Raw genomic sequence first — 19,237 nt, 5'->3', positions numbered from 1 at the left:
AGGATTACGGTAATTGTGCCGATATTATGATTAGGATGTGTTCCAAAACACGTTTTCACATAATGGAGGGGGGATTGTATGTGCCGGAGGAATATAAGAAATGCCATATTAATCCTGGCTGTGATATCAGTGCTGCTGCCAGGGCCGGATCTTTCCAACGCTTACGCCAAACCATGTGCCGGGGAGATAGAGGTCCGTTCAGGAGACGGGGACCATTCCGTTGAAGCGCCTGGCATAATTGTGATACAGGAAGTATCTGAGGGGATGGAAGAACCGGAGGATAAGGAGGAGAGGGAAGGAACGGGCCATGCCATGCCGGACGGTTCACAGGAAGAATTGGGGGAATCCTGCGGCATGTTTGAAATCACCGGTTATTGCAGCTGTGAACTATGTACCGGGGACAACCAATTAACCTTTTCAGGAACAGTCCCAAGGCCAGGGCATACGGCGGCGGCTGATTTGGATATATTTCCTTTGGGAAGCAGGATCAGGATTGGGGAGGCGGTTTATACGGTGGAAGATACCGGCGCCTGTATTACCGGGCATGTAATAGATATTTATTTCGATACCCATGAGGAAGCGGTTGAGAATGGAAGATATAAGGCAGAGGTGTTTTTAGTGAAGGCATCTGATGTTTGATATGGATGGGGTTGTTGTGATAGCCCCATCCATATTTAGCACAGATGTCTTTTGTTTTATTCCGTCCTATGCGGACATGATCAGGAGCCGGACCCTTTCTGCGTGAACTCCAGATTATCAAAGGAGAGCGCCGGGCAAACCCCGGTGGGGTCCTCCATATAATCCATGGACACCCTGTCCCCCGGCTGGGTCAGGGCCAGTTCACTGCTGAGCTCATAGGACACGGTAAAGATGTGGTCCTTCTGCTCTTCCAGGATGATCTTGTAAGTGATGGTGTTTTCCATTGTCTCACTGGCAATCCTCAGGACCGTTCCTTTGGCCGTGGTGGTGGCCTGGCCTGCGGAGATGTTGCTGTTCACCGTGCCCTGTACCTGGCGGTAGTTGCGCAGGGCGCTGTCAATGGTTTCACCGGTTCCCACATTGGTGTAGTTGGAAACGGAAACAAATGCGTATTGCTTGATCAGCCCTGCATTATCCTTAAGCGTCATGAAGTAAGTGGCCTGCCCGTCCAGATTGATGATCATGGGGAAGGAGGCGCGGTAACCGAACTGCTGTACCTTTCCTTCGGCAGAACTCTGGGCAGCTGTTTCCGTGGCGCCGCTCATCTGGTAAATGTTGGATTCCTTTGTCACCATGTCCACCAATATAAAGCCGATGGCGGATTCATCAGAGCCAACGCTGGTCAGTCCTGTGAACAGGTAGCAGCGGGCGCCGTTGTAGATGATGATGTCACCCTGGCTGGGGCGGAACTTATCCTGGTTGGAGAAGTTAAAGATTCCGTGGACATAGGTGCCCTGGTTCTGTATCTGGTCCATGACAAAGCTTTCCGGCTGTACGCGGTCCACCCATTCCGGAAGGGTGTCAATGGTGTATTGTGTTGTCTCACCCGTGGTGGCGTTCACGGTCAGCACGCCGGTTGCTTCCGGCAGGTTAAAGAGCCATCGGTTCTTATAGGTAGTGATGACCCAGTAGGGCACCCCGTCATCATCCAGCTCAAAGGAATAGTCTGTAAGGCCCTTGAACAGGCCGCCTCCAAACAGACGGACATGACGGTTCAGGTCGTCCAGTATATACGCATTGGCCTGGTATTTAATCTTGTGGTCCGTCACAAGGGTAACATCGCTGACATCGCTGGCAGACACCACGATATAGCCCGCGGAGCCGTCCATGTTCTTAAGCCATTTGAAGAAGCCGGAGTGTTCCAGGGGAACCACCCAGACCAGCTTTCCGTTTACCTTCTGGATTACCGGGATTCCCAGGACCACCTGGCTGCCCAGCCCCGGGTTTTCGCCTACCTTTTTATCCGCAAGCTCCCTTGCAAGGCTTTTGTCCACAATGGGCAGCTGGTCTAAGGCAAGGGGCTGGACCGTGTCGGTGAACTCTGACACAACAGGCGTCCCCAGCTGGTCCCTGTAAACCTTGTAATTGAACAGGGGCATGGAGAGGACGGTGGCGGCAAAGTACAGGACCCAGAGGATGGCCAAAAGGGCAAAGCCGGTCTTATATCCGCCCACGCTCTTGTCAACGGATAACTGGGGACGGTTGTATTCATTGGTAGTAATACGCACGCTTCCAAGGGCTACGAAAAAGTTAAGGATTACGTAGCAGCTGATGATGAAGCACCAGGAAAATGCACCGTCAGGATACATTGGATTCAGGTTAGGACCCTGGAAGACAATCAACACCAGAAAGACCAGTGTCAACACCAGGTTCAGCAGAAATTGCGTCTTTTTTCTCATATATTTCCTCCATTTTTAACGACTTTTTAACAAATGCCTTATAGAAGATTATATAACATGTAGAAATAAATACAAGGGGGAAAAGCTGGACAGCCGGTCTTTTCAGCGCCAACGGACCGGATGGGACAGGGGAAGGGAGGCGGACAAGGTGAAAAAATACTTTGCAAACCCCCATGTCAGTGTTAAGATAATAGGGATTAAAAATGTAAAAGAGCAGGAAAAAGTGTAATACGAAAGCGCAGTAAAAAAGCGTGATATAAAGGTGCGATATAAAGGCGTAAGAGAAAGGAGTCCGTATGAAAGCTGTCCGAACATTCCATAAATATAAGATGGTTTTCAGTGACATTGACGGCACCCTGTTAAACAGCAGCCATCACGTACCGGAGCCCACCCGCAGAAAGATTCTGGAACTGGAAAGGGAAGGGGTCCCCTTTGTCCTGGTTTCGGCCAGGATGCCTGAAGGCATGACCACAATCCAGGCCATGATTGGCTGCCGGGCGCCCATGGTATGTTACAGTGGGGCATTGGTCCGGGATGAGGATGGCAAGACAATGTACAGCTGCCAGATGGACCTGGACCTGGCAGTCAGGATTAAGGACCTGATTGGGAAGGAATTTCCTGAAATCTGCTGCAATACCTATGGGGGCAGCAGATGGGTGGTGGATGACGACAGCAGTCCCTGGGTCAGGAAGGAAGAGGAGATTACAGGGCTAAAGGCCATGAACGGGGACATAAGGGAAGTATTCGCAGCGGACCGGGGCGTGCACAAGTTCCTCCTCATGGGGCAGGAGAAAGCAGTGCAGGGACTGGAAAAACGCCTGAAGGAACATTTCCCGGACCTGTCCGTCGCATCTTCATCGCCTGTATACCTGGAAGTGATGGATGGAAGGGTGAGCAAGTCCAGGGGCGTGGGATTCCTCTGCAGCCATTACGGCGTTGGACTGGACCAGGTGATTGCCTTCGGGGACGGATGCAATGACATGGACATGCTCAGGGCGGTTAAAAACAGCTATGCCATGGCCAACGCGCCCCTTGTGGTCCGGCGCAGCGCGGCACATGTGACATTGGATAATGACCACCAGGGACTTTTGGCGGCGCTAGAGGAGAATTTTAAATGAAGCTTAGCAGTAATGCATTGAAATGGATTGCAATGGCTGTCATGCTGATTGACCATACAGGGCTTGTGATACTGCAGTACTGGCTGGAGTATGGGGGAGGCGGGGGCGCGCCGGGGAATTTCCTTTGGACGGTTAACCCGGAAACCCTTGGGTATGTGGCATATGGCATGAGGATATTGGGACGTGCAGCATTTCCTATTTATGGGTTCCTTCTGACGGAAGGGTTCCTCCATACCCGGGATTGGAGGAAATACTGCCTGCGCATGATTGTGTTTGCGGCTGTTTCGGAAATCCCCTTTTCCCTGGCAGTGTACAATGGATGGATTGGAGGCAGCCGGAATATATATGTGGAACTGGCAGCCGGGCTTGTGATGCTTCATGGGTTTAAGAAGGCGGAAGCTTATTATGATGCCAGGCAGCATATTTACATGGCCCTGGTGCTGGCGGCTGCCTGCGGGTTTGCCTGGCTGATAAATTCTGATTACGGCGCGGACGGTATGCTGATGATTGCAGCATTCTACCTTCTGAGGAGGAACCGTACGGCCAGGGTGGCGGGCGGATGCCTGGTGTCCTTTGCAGATACCTTGGGGGCAGGGATGGGGGCAGGCGCGTTGGCAGCAGTCCCCCTGCTCATGTACAGCGGGGAAAAGGGAAGGCAGGGTAATAAATATATATTTTACTGGTTTTACCCCCTCCACCTTCTGGTACTGTTCTTAATCCGCCTGTTTGTCCTTCACATTCCCATGATGTGAGGGAGCACAGGGGTAAAATTAGTATAAGCGTTAGTATGAGCGTGCATTTTCCTGTACACCGGGAGGATGCGGGATAGTGAGGTAGATATGGCTAAGACGAAATACGACCGGATTTATATGGAACTGCGGGGCAGGATTGAGAACGGGGTGTACGCCTGCCAGGAAATGCTGCCCTCGGAGAACATGTTGGTTAAGGAATTTGAGTGTTCCAGGAACACCATACGAAGGGCAATCGGACAGATGGCATCGGAAGGATATGTGCAGAGCATCCACGGCAAAGGGGTCCAGATTATATACCAGCCCCAGGAACAGTCGGAGTTCCTCCTAAGTGGGATTGAGAGCCTGAAAGAGGCTGTGGCCAGGAATAAAAAGAGCTACAGGACCCATGTGGCCTGTTTTGCCGAGCTTACGGTGGATGGGAAAATCCAGAAGAGGACCACATTCCCCATAGGGGCCCAGGTTTATTATATCCAGAGGGTGCGTTACATTGACGGGGAGGCCCTGATTATTGACCACAACTATTTCCTGAAGGATGTGGTGAAAAACCTGACCCGGGAGATTGCGGAGGGCTCCATTTATGAGTACATGGAGCAGGAACTGGGGGAAAGCATCGTGACCACCAAGCGGAAGATGACCGTGGAGCGCATGAACCAGATTGACGAGACCTATCTGGACATGAAAGGATATAACTGCATGGCGGTGGTCAGCAGCATGACATACAATGCCCAGGGCATCATGTTTGAATTCACCCAGTCACGCCACAGGCCGGACCGGTTTGTGTTCTATGACCTGGCGCACAGGGGGAAATGAAGTACCTGCGCCCGGGAACCGCACGCGGCGGAGGGAAACGGCTGATAAAACCATCTGGCCGGACAGAGTGGGAGGTTTTAAGCCGTCATTTACATTTTTGCCAAAACATAGTACAATTGTGAAAACAACCCCCTTAGTAAACACGCCTTATCAGACATGCAGCGGGCGCTCAGGAGGGGCCTTAAGGAGGAGAATCCGGAATGAAGCATTACGATTATGTACTGGTCGGAAGCGGACTGTACGCAGGCGTGTTTGCCTGGTATGCAAAGAAGAACGGTAAGACATGCCTGGTGGTGGAAAAAAGGGACCACATCGGCGGTAATATATATTGTGAGGATGTGGAAGGAATCCATGTGCACAAGTACGGCGCCCACATTTTCCATACCAGCAATAAGAAGGTTTGGGGATTTGTCAACAATCTGGCTGAGTTCAACCGCTATACCAACAGTCCTGTGGCAAACTTTAAGGGCGAGATGTACAACATGCCTTTTAATATGAATACATTCAGCAAGATGTGGGGAATCTCCACGCCGGATGAGGCAAAGGCCATGATTGAGAAGCAGAAGGCAGAGGTACGGGGAGAACCCTGCAACCTGGAGGAACAGGCCATCAGCCTGGTGGGCCGGGAACTGTATGAGAAGCTGATCAAGGGATATACGGAGAAACAGTGGGGCCGGGACTGCACGGAGCTGCCTGCATTTATCATCAGGCGTATTCCGGTCCGCTACACATACGACAATAACTATTTTAACGACTTATACCAGGGCATTCCCATCGGCGGATACAATGTCATCATAGATAAGCTGTTTGAGGGCTGCGATATCCTGACCGGCGTGGATTACCTGGAGCACAGGGAGCATTATGACAGCCTGGGACATACCGTGGTCTATACAGGAACCATTGACGCTTTCTACGGCTACTGTTATGGCAAGCTGGAGTACCGCAGCCTGCGCTTTGAATCCCAGGTGCTTGACGAAGAGAACCACCAGGGTGTGGCAGTGGTCAATTATACGGACAGGGAAACGCCGTATACAAGGATGATCGAGCATAAGCATTTTGAATTCGGCACCCAGCCAAAGACCGTGGTGACAAAGGAATATCCGGTCAGCTGGCAGGAGGGCATGGAGCCCTATTATCCGGTCAATGACGGGAAGAACCAGGAGCTGTACCGCCGCTATGAGGAACTGGCAAAAGCGGAGGAGCATGTATTGTTTGGCGGCCGTCTGGGAGAATATAAGTATTATGACATGGATAAGGTGATTGAATCAGCCATGGGACGGGCAGAGGAAATCTTTGGGTGAACGCATTGAAGGTGTTGGACGGGGCAGGTATGGACCGCGGCATAACGGTACTTGCGGCTGCCTATAACGGCAGGGATTATATTGAAGAGCAGATGGATTCCATCCTGGCCCAGGGCCAGGGGGGAATCCTTCTTGTGGTATCGGACGACGGCTCGTCGGACGGCACAGGCGTGCTTTTGGACCGGTATGGCCTTAAGCATAGGGACCGCGTGCTGATACTGCACCGCCGCACTGGTTCAGGAGGGGCCGCGGCCCATTTCCTGGGATTGCTTAAGATGATGGCCTCCCTGGCAGCGGGTAAGGGCAAGGCTGCCTGGGAGGATGATTACGATTTGACGCCTGAGCAGGGGGAGCGGCTTATAAGGGCCGCGTCCTCAGACTACTTCATGCTCAGCGACCAGGATGATGTGTGGCTGCCCTGTAAGGCGCAGATGCTTCTCCGGAAAATGCAGGAGCTGGAAGGAAGCGCGTCAAAGGGCGGGCTTCCGGTCCTGGTCCACTCCGACCTTAAGGTGGTGGATGAACATCTGGGTGAGATTGCCCCCAGCTTTTTCCGCTATCAGAAAATATCGCCGGAGCGCACCAGCCTTCCCCAGCTGCTGGTACAGAACAATGTTACCGGCGGCGCGGTGATGATGAACCGTGCCATGCTGCCGTACCTGGAGCAGCTGCCCCGGGTCTGCCTGATGCATGACGCCTGGCTGGCCCTTCTTGCCAGCTGCTTTGGCAGGATTGGATGGGTGGGGCAGCCGCTGTACCTGTACCGCCAGCACAGGGACAACACGCTGGGAGCGGAAAAAGGGGACAGCCTCAAAGGCGCCGGGGCGCGCATCAAGGACGGGGGCAGGGCAAAGGAGAATTACAGGCTTATGTTCGGGCAGGCCGGGTGCCTGCTGGCCCTGTTCCATGATGAGCTGGATCCGGGGCAGAGGGAGATACTGTCTGCGTTTACGGAACTTCCGCGAAAAAGCAGGCTTGGGAAGATCCTGCTTATGATGCGTTACGGATTTACGAAAAATACGGCCCTCAGGACCATTGGGCAGATGTTGTTTATGGGAGATTAAGATATGGATGATTATAAAATGGAAAATGTCAGGCCCACGGTCAGTATCTGCTGCATCACCTACAACCACGCCCCATATATAAGGAGCGCCCTGGACGGGTTCCTGATGCAGGAAACGGATTTCGCATACGAAATCCTGATTCACGACGATGCGTCCACGGACGGGACGGCCGATATCATACGGGAGTACACGGCCAGATACCCGGATATCATAAAACCGATCCTCAGGGAAGAAAACCAGTATTCCAAGGGGATTTCCAATATCAGTATTTTCAATTTCCCAAGGGCCAGGGGAGAGTTCATTGCCATGTGCGAGGGGGATGACTACTGGACAGACCCCCATAAACTCCGGAAGCAGGTGGATTTTCTGCGGGCCCACCCGGACTGTTCCCTGTGTTTTCACAGCAGTAAGATCATAAGCGTGGACGGCTCCATGGCAGAAGGGATGATGCGGCCCTACAGGGAAAGCAGGAAGGTGGAGCCGGAGGCAATCGTGGACAAATCCACGGGATATCCCACGGCGTCCCTTGTATTTCCGGCCAGAATCGTAAAGACGCTGCCTGACTACTATCTCCACTGCCCGGTGGGGGACATCCCCATGCAGCTGATGATGGCATGCGCCGGATACGCCTACTATATGGACGAGCCCATGTGCGTGTACCGGGTGGGGGTGGCAAGTTCCTGGACCAGCCTGATGAAACAGGGGGATTATGAAAACAAACAGAAGCGCTACTATGAGCAGATGAAGGAGATGTACGAGACCTTTGACCGGTCCACCTTCGGGCGGTTCCATAACGAGGCCATGAGCGCTGCAAAGCGGATTTATTTCCTCACGCAGGTTAACACAAAGCATTATGACCAGGTGAGGAAGAAGGAATACCGGAGATATTACAGGGAGCTGAGCCTCAGGACCAGGTTCTTCATCCGGTTTGAAATCATGGCTCCCGGCCTGTACCGGCTGATCCAAAGAGTGGTGCGGGGAAGTAATTAAGGCAGGTTAACCTAAAATGGGTGCAGGAAAGGAAGTTTGGATTTGTCAGAGACAGAGATTAAGAGTAAGGTCCTGAAAGGCCTGTTTTGGAAAATATTAGAAAATGGCGGGGCCCAGGGTATCCAGTTCGTGATTGCCATCATCCTTGCCCGGCTGTTAAGCCCGGCGGAATATGGCCTTGTCAGCATCATCATGATATTCATCACCATTGCCAATGTGGTGGTGCAGAACGGTTTCAGCACTGCCCTGGTGCAGAAAAAGCATTCAGATGACACGGATTTCTCATCTGTTTTCTATTTCAGCCTGGCTATAGCGGCCGTGATGTATGCAGCCCTTTATGCGTCCGCGCCTTCCATTGCCGGATTTTACCACAATGACGTGCTGGTGCCCATTGTACGGGTCCTGGCCGTGGTGCTGTTCCCGGGAGCCGTGATTTCAGTGCAGACCGCCTATGTGTCCAGGAAAATGGAATTCAAGGGCCTGTTCAAAGCCACCATGGTGGCGGTGGTGATATCCGGCGCAGCCAGTATCCTCATGGCATTAAGGGGAATGGGCGTATGGGCCATGGTGGGGCAGCAGATTGCCTATTATCTGGCGCTTATGACAACCCTGTTCATGACGGTCAGCTGGAAACCGCGCCTGGTGTTTGCCATGGGCCGTATAAGCGCCATGTTTTCATTTGGGTGGAAGCTGCTGCTGGCAGCCCTTTTAGACACCCTGTTCAACAACCTTTATGGCCTGATCATGGGGAAGATTTATAATGAGGAACTGCTGGGCGCCTACAACCGGGGCGACCAGTTCCCCAAGCTCATTGTCAATAACCTGGGGGCGGCCATCCAGGCAGTTCTGCTGCCCGCATTTTCCTCCAGGCAGGGGGATGTTGCCCAGGTCAGGAGCATGGTGCGAAGGGCCATCAGGACCAGCTCCTTCCTGGTGCTGCCTATGCTGTTTGGGCTGTTTGCAGTGGCGGATACCATGGTACTGGCGCTTCTGGGGGAGAAGTGGATGATCTGTGTGCCGTATCTTAGGATCATGTGCATCGCCTACTCCTTCTGGCCCATCCACATCACCAATCTCCAGGCCATTAACGCGGTGGGGCGCAGCGATATCTTCCTGAAGCTGGAGGTCATCAAGAAGACCATTGGTATCCTGGGACTTGTAATCGGGGCCTGGTTCGGTCCCCTTATCCTTGTGTCCATCAAGGCTGTCATTGATTTCCTCTGCACCTTCATCAATGCCTGGCCCAACAAGAAGCTGCTGGGGTACAGCATATCCAGCCAGTGGATGGATATCATGCCGTCCATGGCCCTGTCCGTTGGAATGTGCGCCGCTGTGTATGCCCTTGGGTCCGTACTGCCCGGGGGGCCCTGGATGAAGCTGGCGCTTCAGATCGGCGCAGGGGCGGTCCTGTATGGGGGAGGGGCCTGGGTGTTTAAGATGGAAAGCTTCACCTATCTGCTGCGGATGGTGGGACGGAAAAGGCCTGGGTGACAGGAAGCCGCCATTTGGGCCTATAGGATTCCTGTTGTATTGAAAACCCATATGGGCTATACTTATGTTGTATATGACAGGTATTATGATGATGTGCTGTCGGAGGAAGGATACACAGAGGTCCTGAATTACGGAATTGCATTTTTCAGGAAGCAGTGCAGGATAGAGGTGGAGAGGAAAGACTTAATGTAACCCGAAAGAAACAGCAGCAGAACAGACAGCGGGAAATATAAAAAGGCCGCAGCCCCGTGATTTATTATGGGGGCTGCGGCCTTCATGTCCTTTCATGTATCTTTGCATGGAGCGCGGTCCACAATATCTACCGTGGTCCGCAGTACTTACTGTCCGCCGTTCATGGCTGCCACTGCAACCGGATCCGTGGGATCCCAGTGCTGGTCCGCTGAGATGGGCTGCTCAATGGCAGGCCTGTCATATGGGCCGGGGATGGAGGAATTGTAAACCTCAACCGTGGTGCCCAGCGCGCAGTGGTCGAAAATCCACTTGGAATCGCCGGATGTGTAACGGATGCAGCCCGCGGAACGTACCACGCCCAGGAAGTTATAGGTCTCAGGCTTCAGCGTGTTCACATTGGGACTGTCATAAATAATGGAGTGGAGCAGGAAGCTTAAACCGGAACCAAGGCGTGTTGCATACTGTGTATAAACGCCGCTGTTCATCAGCCTCCAGCGGTACTTCTCAGGTGTCTTGAAGGTACCTAACGGGGTATCCTCACCAGTGGAGCAGAGGAATGTCTTAAGCGGGATGATAAAACCGTTTCCGCCGTCCTTCACATACACGGTGGTGGTGTTCATCTGCTTGTTGATGCGGATAAGGAAGGGACCGTTGGCGCCGATGATCGGCTCCAGGTCAGTTACGACCTTGCCTGTCTCATCAAAATAGTACTTGTAGCCGTCTATGTACTGCCAGCCTGTTACCGGGACATTGTTCACAAAGTAGTAGCGGTCCCTGTCATTCCAGCCCCATCCGGTGAATGGTACGCCGGTCCCGTTACTGTACACAACAGCGCCGTCAATGGTCTGGATGCCGTCCGGGGCAGCTGCCTCCAGGGGTTTATCCATGTTGTAGGATGCGGCCTCGCCGTTCTTGCCCCAGAGGGATACGCGGAAGCTCTGCATTACCTTTCCTGTGCCCATGGTGCCTGCTGTCTGTCCGTTGCGCGCCCAGTTAAGTTCCGTGCCGTCAGTCAGGGTAGTCTGGTAATAAACGTCAAAGGTGTTGCCCACAAATCCCGTGAAGCGGATCTGGATGGCTTCTACCAGGGCGCCGTCCTCCCATACCGTGGTATGGTCGCCGTTCATGGCCCATTCACTCCATCCGTGTGCGCTGGTGTAGGTCCTGTAAAGTACATTGCCCACGATGTTGTTCAGATAGATACAGAGGGAACGGAATCCTCCTTCGGAAACAACGGTTGTGTCACCGATGACCGGGTCGGTCCAGGTGGTGTCGGGACGCAGCACCTGAAGCTGAAGATAAGGCGTGTTGGCAATGATGGCAGCCTGCATGGCTGCTTCCTCGGCTGCCGCTGCCTGTTCGGCCGCTGCCTGGGCTGCCGCCGCATCCGCATCCGCCTGGGCATTGGCTGCAGCATCGTTGCCGGGGATGGTCTCCGTGGCAGCGCCCTGGGTCGGCTGTGTCTGGTTGCCGCCCGAAGCCTGGTTATCGCTGGAAGCCTGGTTGCCACCGGAAGCCTGATTATCGCCAGAAGCCTGTCCGCCGCCAGGTGCAGTCTGTTCTGCCTTGGTGGTGCCGAATGCAGGCCCGTAATTGGAATCATCCTGTGCTGCCAATGCCGTACAGGCCTGTCCGATGATGAAGACTCCGGCAAGCAGGGCGGCAGCAGTACGTTTCATGTACTTATGCATTGGAAAAATCCTCCTAATTTTTATAGATACCATACATGTCCTAATTTATCATATTTAAGGGAAAAATTCCAGATGTGATTTACTTTTTAGAAGTGATAATGTAAAATTGTAAACAAAATGACCTTAGAAAGACCAAAGAACGTAAGAAACAGGTGGCATAATATGGAATGGAATGAAGAAACAGCCAATATCATATATGCGTCCAATGACGGGTATGCCGGACATCTGGCCGCATCCATGTATTCTTTGCTGGATAATAACCGGAATATAAGGAATATGGATCTTTACGTATTATCTGCCCAGATGTGCCAGGAATATAAGGACAGGCTTGTGGATATGGCGGGGGCATTCCACAGGACCCTCTATGTGGTGGAACTGGGGGACCTGAGGCAGCGGTTTGACTTTGAGATTGATACCAGGGGATTTGATATCAGCGCCATGGGCAGGCTCTTTGCGCCGCAGGTGCTGCCAGGCACCGTGAAAAAGGCCCTGTATCTGGACTGCGACACCATTGTATGCCAGAGCATAAGGCCCCTTTATGAAACAGGGTTAGGGGACGCGCTGGTGGGGATGGTGATGGAACCAACGGTGTATCGGGAGATGAAGGAATCCATTGGCCTGGGCAAGGACGACCCGTATTACAATTCAGGCGTCCTGCTTATGGACCTTGACAGGTGGCGCGGGGAGGATGTGCTTAAGAAGCTTCTGGATTTCTACAAAAGCTGTCATGGCAGGCTCTTTGCATGCGACCAGGATACCATCAACGGAGCCCTAAAAGGAAGAATAAAGACCCTTCCGGTGAAATACAATTATTTTACCAATTACCGCTATTTCCGGTATTCCACCCTTTGTACCATGTGCGCTGCCTACCGGGAAATCGGGGAGGAAGCGTATCTGGAGGCCAGGCGCTCCCCGGCCATCATCCATTATCTGGGGGATGAGCGGCCATGGATTGCCGGGAACCATAATCATTTTAAGAAACTGTATGAGTATTATCTGGCCAGGACGCCATGGAAGGACACGCCCAGACAGACCGGAAAAGAGCGGTACATGCACATGTGGTGGCTGTTCAACCGCCTGACCTGGCTCTGCCCGCCCTTCAGGCTGTGGGTCAGCCGCCATATGGGGATGAAGCTGGTGGACAGCCGGAGGAAGCGCAAATAGGTTGAGGACAGGCAGATGCCCGGAGGAAGCGCAAATAAAATGGAAACAAGGATTGATATGGACAAAATATGCTGTATTATATTAAACTATAACGATGCAGCCACAGCCATGGGGCTTGCCGATGAGATAAGGGGGTATCCATGCCTGGATTCCATCGTGCTGGTGGACAACTGCTCCACGGATGATTCTTGGGAACAGCTTAAGACACTGCGGCATACGGATAAGGTCCACGTGCTGAGGACCGAGGAAAATGGAGGATACGGCATGGGCAACCAGGCCGGCATAAACTATGCAGTGGAATATCTGGAGGCGGATTATATCATCATCGCCAACCCGGATATCCATGTGACGTCCCGGTGCATTGAGCGGGTGAAGCAGGCCCTGGATAACACGGAGGGCGCAGTGATGGCTTCGGCCCGGGTGACGGATCCGCAGGGAAAGGATCTGTTCTCCTATTGGACCCTGCTGCCGCTGTGGAAGGACCTGCTGGACACCGGTCTTATCACCAGACGGCTGTTTAAGGACATGCTGAATACCCCGCCCTACCGTCTTCCCAATGCGGGGGATGAGGGCAGCCGCCTGGTGGACGCAGTACCCGGGTCTTTTTTTATGCTGAAGCCAGGGCTTCTGACACCCCAGGACATAGAAGGATTGTTTGACAGCCGCATTTTCCTGTATTATGAGGAAAAGGTGCTGGGCCGGAAGTTTCAGGAGATGGGGTTAAAGACCGTGCTGGTAACAGACGAATCCTATGTCCACGCGCATTCCGCCACCATTGACAAGAGCCTGAAGCGGATGGTTGACAAGCAGAGGCTGCTTCACCAGAGCAAGCTATATTATTACAGGGAATACCTGCATGCCGGACCTGCCTTGATGGCGGCGGCCGGGGTGGCATTAGACATCATACTGGCAGAGGTGTGGTTCCTCACGGTTGTGTGCAGGATGCGGTGGTAAGCGGACTGGACATGGATGGGGAATACCGGGGCCGGAAAGGAAATGTTTCATGAACCGACAGGAAGATAAAGGGAAGAAGATTCTGGTTACCAGGTCTTCGATGCCTTCTTATGAAGAATATATTGAGATGATCAGGCCCATATGGGACAGTGCGTGGATGACCAATATGGGGGATTTCCACAAGCAGCTGGAACAGGAGCTTAAAAAATACATGGGAACGGAACGGCTGGTGCTGTTCGTTAACGGGCACATGGCCTTAGAGATGGCAATCCAGGCCCTGGAACTGACCGGGGAAGTGATAACCACGCCCTTTACATTTGCATCCACCACCCATGCCATTGTCCGCAACGGCCTGACGCCCGTGTTCTGTGACATCAATCCCAAGGACTATACCATGGACCCGGACAAGATAGAGGACCTGATAACAGAACGCACATCGGCCATCATCCCGGTCCATGTGTACGGCAATATCTGCGATGTGGAGCGGATTGGGGCCATTGCCAAAAAGCATGGCCTGAAAGTGATTTATGATGCGGCCCATACCTTTGGGGAGCGTTACAACGGAAAGGGTGTGGCCGAGTTCGGGGACGCCAGCATTTTCAGTTTCCACGCCACCAAGGTGTTCAATTCCATAGAAGGCGGAGCAGTGACATTTGCCGAGGATTGGATGGACCACAGGCTCAACTGTCTGAAGAATTACGGGATTGTGGACCAGGACCATGTGGTCTGGGTGGGCGGCAATGCCAAGATGAATGAGTTCCAGGCAGCCATGGGCCTGTGCAACCTGCGCCACGTGGATGAGGAGATTGGGAAACGCAAGAAGGTGGTGGAGCGTTATATGGAACATCTGGGCGGCCTCCCCGGCCTTAAGCTGCCGCACTGCCAAAAAGGGCTTACGCCTAATTATGCGTATTTCCCCGTTGTATTTGACGGTTTTGGGGCTGACAGGAACCAGATATACGATGCCCTGGCTGCTAACGATATTTATCCCAGGAAATATTTTTATCCCCTGACCAATGCGTTCCAGTGTTACGAGGGCCGGTTCTCGCCCGAGGATACGCCGGTGGCCTCGTATATGGCGGAGCGGGTGCTGACCCTGCCCCTGTATGCCGGCCTTTCTGTCCGGGATGTGGACCGGATATGCAGGATCTTGAAGGAATGCGGTACCGGGCCGGGCAGATGACGGCGCGGTACTAAGATGTGTTTTATCCGGCCGGGAGCTATCGTGGCAGCGCCGGAAGAAAATATGACGAGGAGCCTGATTATGAATATTTTACTCACAAGCGCAGGCAGGAGAGGTTATCTTGCAGGATATTTTAAAGAGGCCCTTAAGACGGCGGGCTGCGGCGGGCTGGTCCATGCAGCCAACAGCAGTGAATGCCCTGCCTTTGCCAGCGCCGACCGTTCAGTGATTACACCTCTTATCTATGATAAGGGATATATTTCCTTTTTGCTGGAATACTGTAAAAAGGAGGCCATCGGCCTGCTGGTCCCGCTGTTTGATATTGATGTGCCGGTGCTGGCTGCAAACAGGGCCCTGTTTGCAGCGGTGGGAACCCTGGTGGTGACGGCCGAACCGGAGGCAGTGGATATCTGCAATGATAAATGGAAGACATTTACAGTGCTGAAGGAGGCGGGAATCCCTGTGCCGGCATCCTGGCTGGCCATGGAGGAGGCGCTTAAGGCGGCGGGGAATGGGAGCCTATCCTGGCCGGTGATGGTCAAACCACGGTGGGGCATGGGTTCCCTGTCCGTATACCAGGCTGACAACCCGGAAGAAATGAAGGTGCTTGCAGGCAAATGCCGCAGGGGCATACAGGACTCTTACATGAAATATGAATCCATGGCAGATCCTGATTCCTGCGTCCTGTTCCAGCAGCGGATCAAGGGGCGGGAATATGGACTGGATGTGATGAACGGCCTGGACGGGAGATACCGCACCACCATTGTCAAGGAGAAGATGGCCATGCGTTCCGGCGAGACAGATGCGGCCGGGACCATTGACAATAAGGAACTTGAAGGACTCGGCAGGACGCTTGGCACATTGCTCTGCCACAGGGGGAACCTGGATGTGGATGTGCTGGAGGAGGACGGAACCTATTATGTTCTGGAAATGAACGCCCGCTTTGGGGGAGGATATCCCTTCAGCCATGCTGCCGGCGCAGACCTGCCCCTGGCCCTGGTACTCTGGGCCATGGGAAGGGAGCCGCGGGAGGAAGTGCTGTCCGCCAGGCCCGGCGTCAGGGCGCAGAAGGATATACGGCTTCTGGTATGGTAACAGGCATGATGCAATCGTAACAGTTAAGCCACAAAACTGTTACATATAATCTGACAGAGGAATCAATATGGATAAGGTACTGCTAGTGATACCGGCTTACAATGAGGAAAAGAATATAGAAAAGGTGGTGGACCACCTGGTGAGGGATTTCCCTGAACTGGATTATGTGGTGGTCAATGACGGTTCCAGGGACCGCACCGCCCGCATATGCCGGGAGAACGGATACAACCTTCTGGACCTGTCGGTGAACCTTGGCCTTGCGGGCTGTTTCCAGGCAGGCATGAAATACGCCTACCAGAAAGGCTACCGCTACGCCATCCAGTTTGACGGGGATGGGCAGCACAGGCCGGAGTTCATCGGACCCATGAAGGAGAAGATGGAACAGGGCTTTGATATTGTCATCGGATCCAGGTTCATTTACGGGAAAAAGGGCTGGTCCATGCGCATGGTGGGCAGCCGTCTGATCGGGGCTGCAATCCGCCTGACCACCGGGGCCAGGATCACGGACCCCACCTCCGGCATGCGCCTGTTTGACCGGAGGATGATAGAGGAGTTTGCCCTGAACCTGAATTACGGTCCGGAGCCTGATACCGTGTCCTTCCTGATCAAGCAGGGGGCCAGGGTGGCGGAGGTGCCGGTTACCATTGATGAAAGGCTGGAGGGGGAGAGTTATTTAAAGCCCCTGACCGCCGCAAGCTACATGACCCGTATGCTGCTATCCATACTGCTGATACAGAATTTTAGAAAGCGCTGAGTATAGATGAAGAAACTGACAAGACATTTACTATATAAGGGAACGGACATTGACCGGCAGAACGTGGTCTGGAATATTGCAGGAAGTTTCGTCTATGCATTGGCCAGCATGGTTCTGTCTTTTCTGGTCATCCGCGTGGTGGGGGATGACCAGGGAGGGATATTCTCCTTTGGCTTCTCCACCCTGGGCCAGCAGATGTTCATTGTGGCCTACTTTGGAATCCGGCCGTTTCAGATCACGGATAATAAAGGGGAGTTTTCCTTTGGGGAATACCTGGAGCACCGCAGCATCACATGCATCCTGGCCCTGATCCTTGGGGCGCTGCTCCTGACCTTCCGGCATGGCACCGGGCAGTACAGCGCATCCAAGTGCATGATTCTCATCCTGCTTGTCATATACAAGGTAATAGATGGGTATGCTGATGTATATGAGTCGGAATTCCAGCGTCAGGGAAGCCTTTACCTGACCGGAAAATCCAACTTTTTCAGGACAATCTTATCCGTGTCCGTATTTTTGGTGACATTGGCTGCATTTGAACACCTTCTGCTGGCCTGCGTGGCCGCGGTGGCGGCCCAGATGCTTGGCGTGGCCCTGTTTAATCTGGATGTAATCCACGCCCTGGCGCATGTGGACTGGAATAAGGGGGAGGGGAAGAACCGGAAGCTGTTTCACAGCACCGTATTCCTGTTTGTGTCCACCTTCCTGGATTTCTATGTGTTTTCCGCTGCTAAGTATGCCATTGACGCGAAAATGAATGATGCTGCGTCCGGATACTTTAACTTGATTTTTATGCCCACCTCTGTTATTTATATGGTAGCCAACTTTATCATCCGCCCCTTTCTTACCAAGCTTACCGACATGTGGCTGGCCCGTGACCTGGACAGCTTTAAGAGGGAACTTTTAAGGATCGGCGCAGTCATCCTGGGGCTTACTGCCCTGGCCGTGGGGGCCACGGCAGTCCTTGGCAGATGGGTGCTGTCGGTGATGGAATTCCTGTTAGGCGGCCGGTATGACGGTATGCTGGTGCAATATCAGGCTGCGTTCATGGTAATCGTGCTGGGAGGCGGGTTCTATGCCCTGGCCAACCTGATGTATTACTCGCTGGTCATCATGCGTAAACAGAAGGCCATTTTCATCGTATATCTGAGCGCGGCGGCAGCGGCAGCGCTATTGTCAGGGACGCTGGTCTCAAGGTTTGGTATAAACGGGGCGGCATCCTGTTATCTGCTTTTAATGGTTATGTTGGTTGTGGGGTTTGGCCTGTTCATGACAGGTGTTTATCAGAACGAAAAAAAGGAGTATGCTGGTAATGGAGGAAGTGAAGAATAGGACATCAGAGAACACATACCGCCGCAGGGTGGATGTTATCATACCGACCTATAAACCGGGAAAGAAGTTTTCCAGGCTTTTAAAAATGCTGGAACGGCAGACATACCCCATAGGAAGGATCATCGTGATGAACACGGAGAAAGCCTACTGGAATGATAAGGGGTATGAGGGAATCGACAATCTTCAGGTCCATCACCTGCAAAAGGCTGAGTTTGACCACGGGGCCACCAGGAACCGGGGCGCACGCTACAGCAGGGCGGATATCATGGTATTCATGACCGATGACGCGGTGCCGGCGGATGACAGGCTGATTGAACATCTGGTGGCTGCCTTTGATCAGAGGGGCCCCCAGGGGGAATCCGTCATCATGGCATACGCCCGCCAGCTGCCGGATAAGGACTGCCCCCTGGCAGAGCGGTATACCAGGTCCTTTAATTATCCGGAGGAGGGCTGCATTAAGACAAAGGACGATTTGGGCCGGATGGGCATCAAGACCTTTTTCGCCTCCAATGTGTGCTGCGCCTATGACAGGGAGAAATTCTGGTTCCAGGGCGGTTTCATCAACAAGACGATTTTTAATGAGGATATGATATTTGCAGGAAAGGCCGTGCTGCAGGATGATTACGCGGTGGCCTATGTGGCAGAGGCAAGGGTCATCCACTCCCATAATTACGGCTGCATGGCCCAGTTCCACAGGAACTTTGACCTGGCCGTGTCCCAGGCAGACCATCCGGAGGTATTTCAGGGCATCCACTCTGAAAGCGAGGGAATCCGTCTGGTAAAGCAGACGGCCCGCTATCTGGTGAAGCAGCGCCGTCCGTGGCTGGTGCCTGGAATGATCGTGAAGAGCGGTTTTAAGTACATGGGCTACCGCCTGGGCAGATGTTACCGGCTGCTGCCCTCCGGCCTTGCGGCCAAATGCAGTATGAATAAAGAGTATTGGAAATAAACGGAAACAACAAAAGAAAGCA

The 19,237-nt window shown here is 53.2% G+C and carries 18 protein-coding genes; 16 read left to right on the top strand and 2 right to left on the bottom strand.

Annotation, left to right across the window (positions count from 1 at the left end; all coding sequences use genetic code 11):
- Positions 1-78: 78 nt before the first annotated feature.
- Complete coding sequence (locus DWX59_RS05335) at positions 79-639, top strand: 3D domain-containing protein (RefSeq protein ID WP_117556745.1); 561 nt, start codon at positions 79-81, stop codon at positions 637-639.
- Between the two features lie 80 nt (positions 640-719).
- On the opposite strand, the gene DWX59_RS05330 is transcribed toward DWX59_RS05335, so the two are convergent.
- On the bottom strand, positions 720-2,378 hold the full coding sequence (locus DWX59_RS05330) for a hypothetical protein (RefSeq protein WP_117556743.1): 1,659 nt from the start codon (positions 2,376-2,378) through the stop codon (positions 720-722).
- A 296-nt stretch (positions 2,379-2,674) separates the two neighbouring features.
- Here DWX59_RS05330 and DWX59_RS05325 point away from each other — a divergent pair, with 296 nt between their 5' ends.
- From DWX59_RS05325 to DWX59_RS28635, 8 genes are all read left to right on the top strand, one after another.
- A complete protein-coding gene (locus DWX59_RS05325) occupies positions 2,675-3,496 on the top strand; it encodes a Cof-type HAD-IIB family hydrolase (RefSeq protein WP_117556741.1) in 822 nt (273 codons plus the stop codon).
- Complete coding sequence (locus DWX59_RS05320; protein ID WP_117556739.1) at positions 3,493-4,248, top strand: TraX family protein; 756 nt, start codon at positions 3,493-3,495, stop codon at positions 4,246-4,248. Before DWX59_RS05325 ends, DWX59_RS05320 begins: the two co-directional genes overlap by 4 nt.
- A gap of 87 nt (positions 4,249-4,335) precedes the next feature.
- Positions 4,336-5,058, top strand: a complete 723-nt coding sequence (gene treR / locus DWX59_RS05315; RefSeq protein ID WP_117556737.1) for a trehalose operon repressor — start codon at positions 4,336-4,338, stop codon at positions 5,056-5,058.
- A 200-nt stretch (positions 5,059-5,258) separates the two neighbouring features.
- Positions 5,259-6,359: a UDP-galactopyranose mutase gene (glf, locus tag DWX59_RS05310; RefSeq protein ID WP_117556735.1), complete on the top strand. Its 1,101-nt coding sequence runs from the start codon at positions 5,259-5,261 to the stop codon at positions 6,357-6,359.
- A gap of 29 nt (positions 6,360-6,388) precedes the next feature.
- Positions 6,389-7,423: a glycosyltransferase family 2 protein gene (locus tag DWX59_RS05305; protein ID WP_117557280.1), complete on the top strand. Its 1,035-nt coding sequence runs from the start codon at positions 6,389-6,391 to the stop codon at positions 7,421-7,423.
- A gap of 3 nt (positions 7,424-7,426) precedes the next feature.
- Positions 7,427-8,413: a glycosyltransferase family 2 protein gene (locus DWX59_RS05300; protein ID WP_117556733.1), complete on the top strand. Its 987-nt coding sequence runs from the start codon at positions 7,427-7,429 to the stop codon at positions 8,411-8,413.
- Between the two features lie 42 nt (positions 8,414-8,455).
- A complete protein-coding gene (locus DWX59_RS05295; protein WP_117556731.1) occupies positions 8,456-9,904 on the top strand; it encodes a lipopolysaccharide biosynthesis protein in 1,449 nt (482 codons plus the stop codon).
- A gap of 51 nt (positions 9,905-9,955) precedes the next feature.
- Positions 9,956-10,096: a hypothetical protein gene (locus DWX59_RS28635; protein WP_166460166.1), complete on the top strand. Its 141-nt coding sequence runs from the start codon at positions 9,956-9,958 to the stop codon at positions 10,094-10,096.
- A 146-nt stretch (positions 10,097-10,242) separates the two neighbouring features.
- On the opposite strand, the gene DWX59_RS05290 is transcribed toward DWX59_RS28635, so the two are convergent.
- Positions 10,243-11,787 (bottom strand): L,D-transpeptidase, encoded by a 1,545-nt coding sequence (locus tag DWX59_RS05290; protein ID WP_117556729.1) that lies wholly within the window; start codon positions 11,785-11,787, stop codon positions 10,243-10,245.
- A 162-nt stretch (positions 11,788-11,949) separates the two neighbouring features.
- Here DWX59_RS05290 and DWX59_RS05285 point away from each other — a divergent pair, with 162 nt between their 5' ends.
- From DWX59_RS05285 to DWX59_RS05255, 7 genes are all read left to right on the top strand, one after another.
- Positions 11,950-12,951 carry a glycosyltransferase family 8 protein gene (locus tag DWX59_RS05285; RefSeq protein ID WP_117556727.1) on the top strand — a complete coding sequence of 334 codons (1,002 nt, stop codon included), beginning with the start codon at positions 11,950-11,952 and terminating at the stop codon, positions 12,949-12,951.
- Positions 12,952-13,008: 57 nt separating this feature from the next.
- Positions 13,009-13,905 (top strand): glycosyltransferase, encoded by an 897-nt coding sequence (locus DWX59_RS05280; protein WP_173906011.1) that lies wholly within the window; start codon positions 13,009-13,011, stop codon positions 13,903-13,905.
- Positions 13,906-13,954: 49 nt separating this feature from the next.
- Entirely contained in the window at positions 13,955-15,088 is a 1,134-nt protein-coding gene (locus DWX59_RS05275) for a DegT/DnrJ/EryC1/StrS family aminotransferase (RefSeq protein ID WP_117556725.1), read from the top strand.
- 81 nt (positions 15,089-15,169) lie between these two features.
- Positions 15,170-16,183 (top strand): ATP-grasp domain-containing protein, encoded by a 1,014-nt coding sequence (locus tag DWX59_RS05270; RefSeq protein ID WP_165641790.1) that lies wholly within the window; start codon positions 15,170-15,172, stop codon positions 16,181-16,183.
- Positions 16,184-16,250: 67 nt separating this feature from the next.
- Positions 16,251-16,937: a glycosyltransferase family 2 protein gene (locus tag DWX59_RS05265; RefSeq protein ID WP_117556723.1), complete on the top strand. Its 687-nt coding sequence runs from the start codon at positions 16,251-16,253 to the stop codon at positions 16,935-16,937.
- A gap of 6 nt (positions 16,938-16,943) precedes the next feature.
- Positions 16,944-18,266 carry a lipopolysaccharide biosynthesis protein gene (locus DWX59_RS05260; RefSeq protein WP_117556721.1) on the top strand — a complete coding sequence of 441 codons (1,323 nt, stop codon included), beginning with the start codon at positions 16,944-16,946 and terminating at the stop codon, positions 18,264-18,266.
- Positions 18,247-19,215: a glycosyltransferase gene (locus tag DWX59_RS05255; RefSeq protein WP_117556719.1), complete on the top strand. Its 969-nt coding sequence runs from the start codon at positions 18,247-18,249 to the stop codon at positions 19,213-19,215. Before DWX59_RS05260 ends, DWX59_RS05255 begins: the two co-directional genes overlap by 20 nt.
- Positions 19,216-19,237 lie beyond the last annotated feature (22 nt).

It is taken from the genome of Enterocloster aldenensis (assembly GCF_003434055.1).
Lineage (GTDB): Bacteria > Bacillota > Clostridia > Lachnospirales > Lachnospiraceae > Enterocloster > Enterocloster aldenensis.
This window is presented reverse-complemented; position numbering and strand designations above follow the sequence as displayed.

Coding starts and splice junctions, on each gene's coding strand:
- DWX59_RS05335 (WP_117556745.1), top strand. CDS start 79: ATGTGCCGGAGGAATATAAGAAATGCCATATTAATCCTGGCTGTGATA.
- DWX59_RS05330 (WP_117556743.1), bottom strand. CDS start 2,378: ATGAGAAAAAAGACGCAATTTCTGCTGAACCTGGTGTTGACACTGGTC.
- DWX59_RS05325 (WP_117556741.1), top strand. CDS start 2,675: ATGAAAGCTGTCCGAACATTCCATAAATATAAGATGGTTTTCAGTGAC.
- DWX59_RS05320 (WP_117556739.1), top strand. CDS start 3,493: ATGAAGCTTAGCAGTAATGCATTGAAATGGATTGCAATGGCTGTCATG.
- treR (WP_117556737.1), top strand. CDS start 4,336: ATGGCTAAGACGAAATACGACCGGATTTATATGGAACTGCGGGGCAGG.
- glf (WP_117556735.1), top strand. CDS start 5,259: ATGAAGCATTACGATTATGTACTGGTCGGAAGCGGACTGTACGCAGGC.
- DWX59_RS05305 (WP_117557280.1), top strand. CDS start 6,389: ATGGACCGCGGCATAACGGTACTTGCGGCTGCCTATAACGGCAGGGAT.
- DWX59_RS05300 (WP_117556733.1), top strand. CDS start 7,427: ATGGATGATTATAAAATGGAAAATGTCAGGCCCACGGTCAGTATCTGC.
- DWX59_RS28635 (WP_166460166.1), top strand. CDS start 9,956: ATGGGCTATACTTATGTTGTATATGACAGGTATTATGATGATGTGCTG.
- DWX59_RS05290 (WP_117556729.1), bottom strand. CDS start 11,787: ATGCATAAGTACATGAAACGTACTGCTGCCGCCCTGCTTGCCGGAGTC.
- DWX59_RS05285 (WP_117556727.1), top strand. CDS start 11,950: ATGGAATGGAATGAAGAAACAGCCAATATCATATATGCGTCCAATGAC.
- DWX59_RS05280 (WP_173906011.1), top strand. CDS start 13,009: ATGGACAAAATATGCTGTATTATATTAAACTATAACGATGCAGCCACA.
- DWX59_RS05275 (WP_117556725.1), top strand. CDS start 13,955: ATGAACCGACAGGAAGATAAAGGGAAGAAGATTCTGGTTACCAGGTCT.
- DWX59_RS05270 (WP_165641790.1), top strand. CDS start 15,170: ATGAATATTTTACTCACAAGCGCAGGCAGGAGAGGTTATCTTGCAGGA.
- DWX59_RS05265 (WP_117556723.1), top strand. CDS start 16,251: ATGGATAAGGTACTGCTAGTGATACCGGCTTACAATGAGGAAAAGAAT.
- DWX59_RS05260 (WP_117556721.1), top strand. CDS start 16,944: ATGAAGAAACTGACAAGACATTTACTATATAAGGGAACGGACATTGAC.
- DWX59_RS05255 (WP_117556719.1), top strand. CDS start 18,247: ATGGAGGAAGTGAAGAATAGGACATCAGAGAACACATACCGCCGCAGG.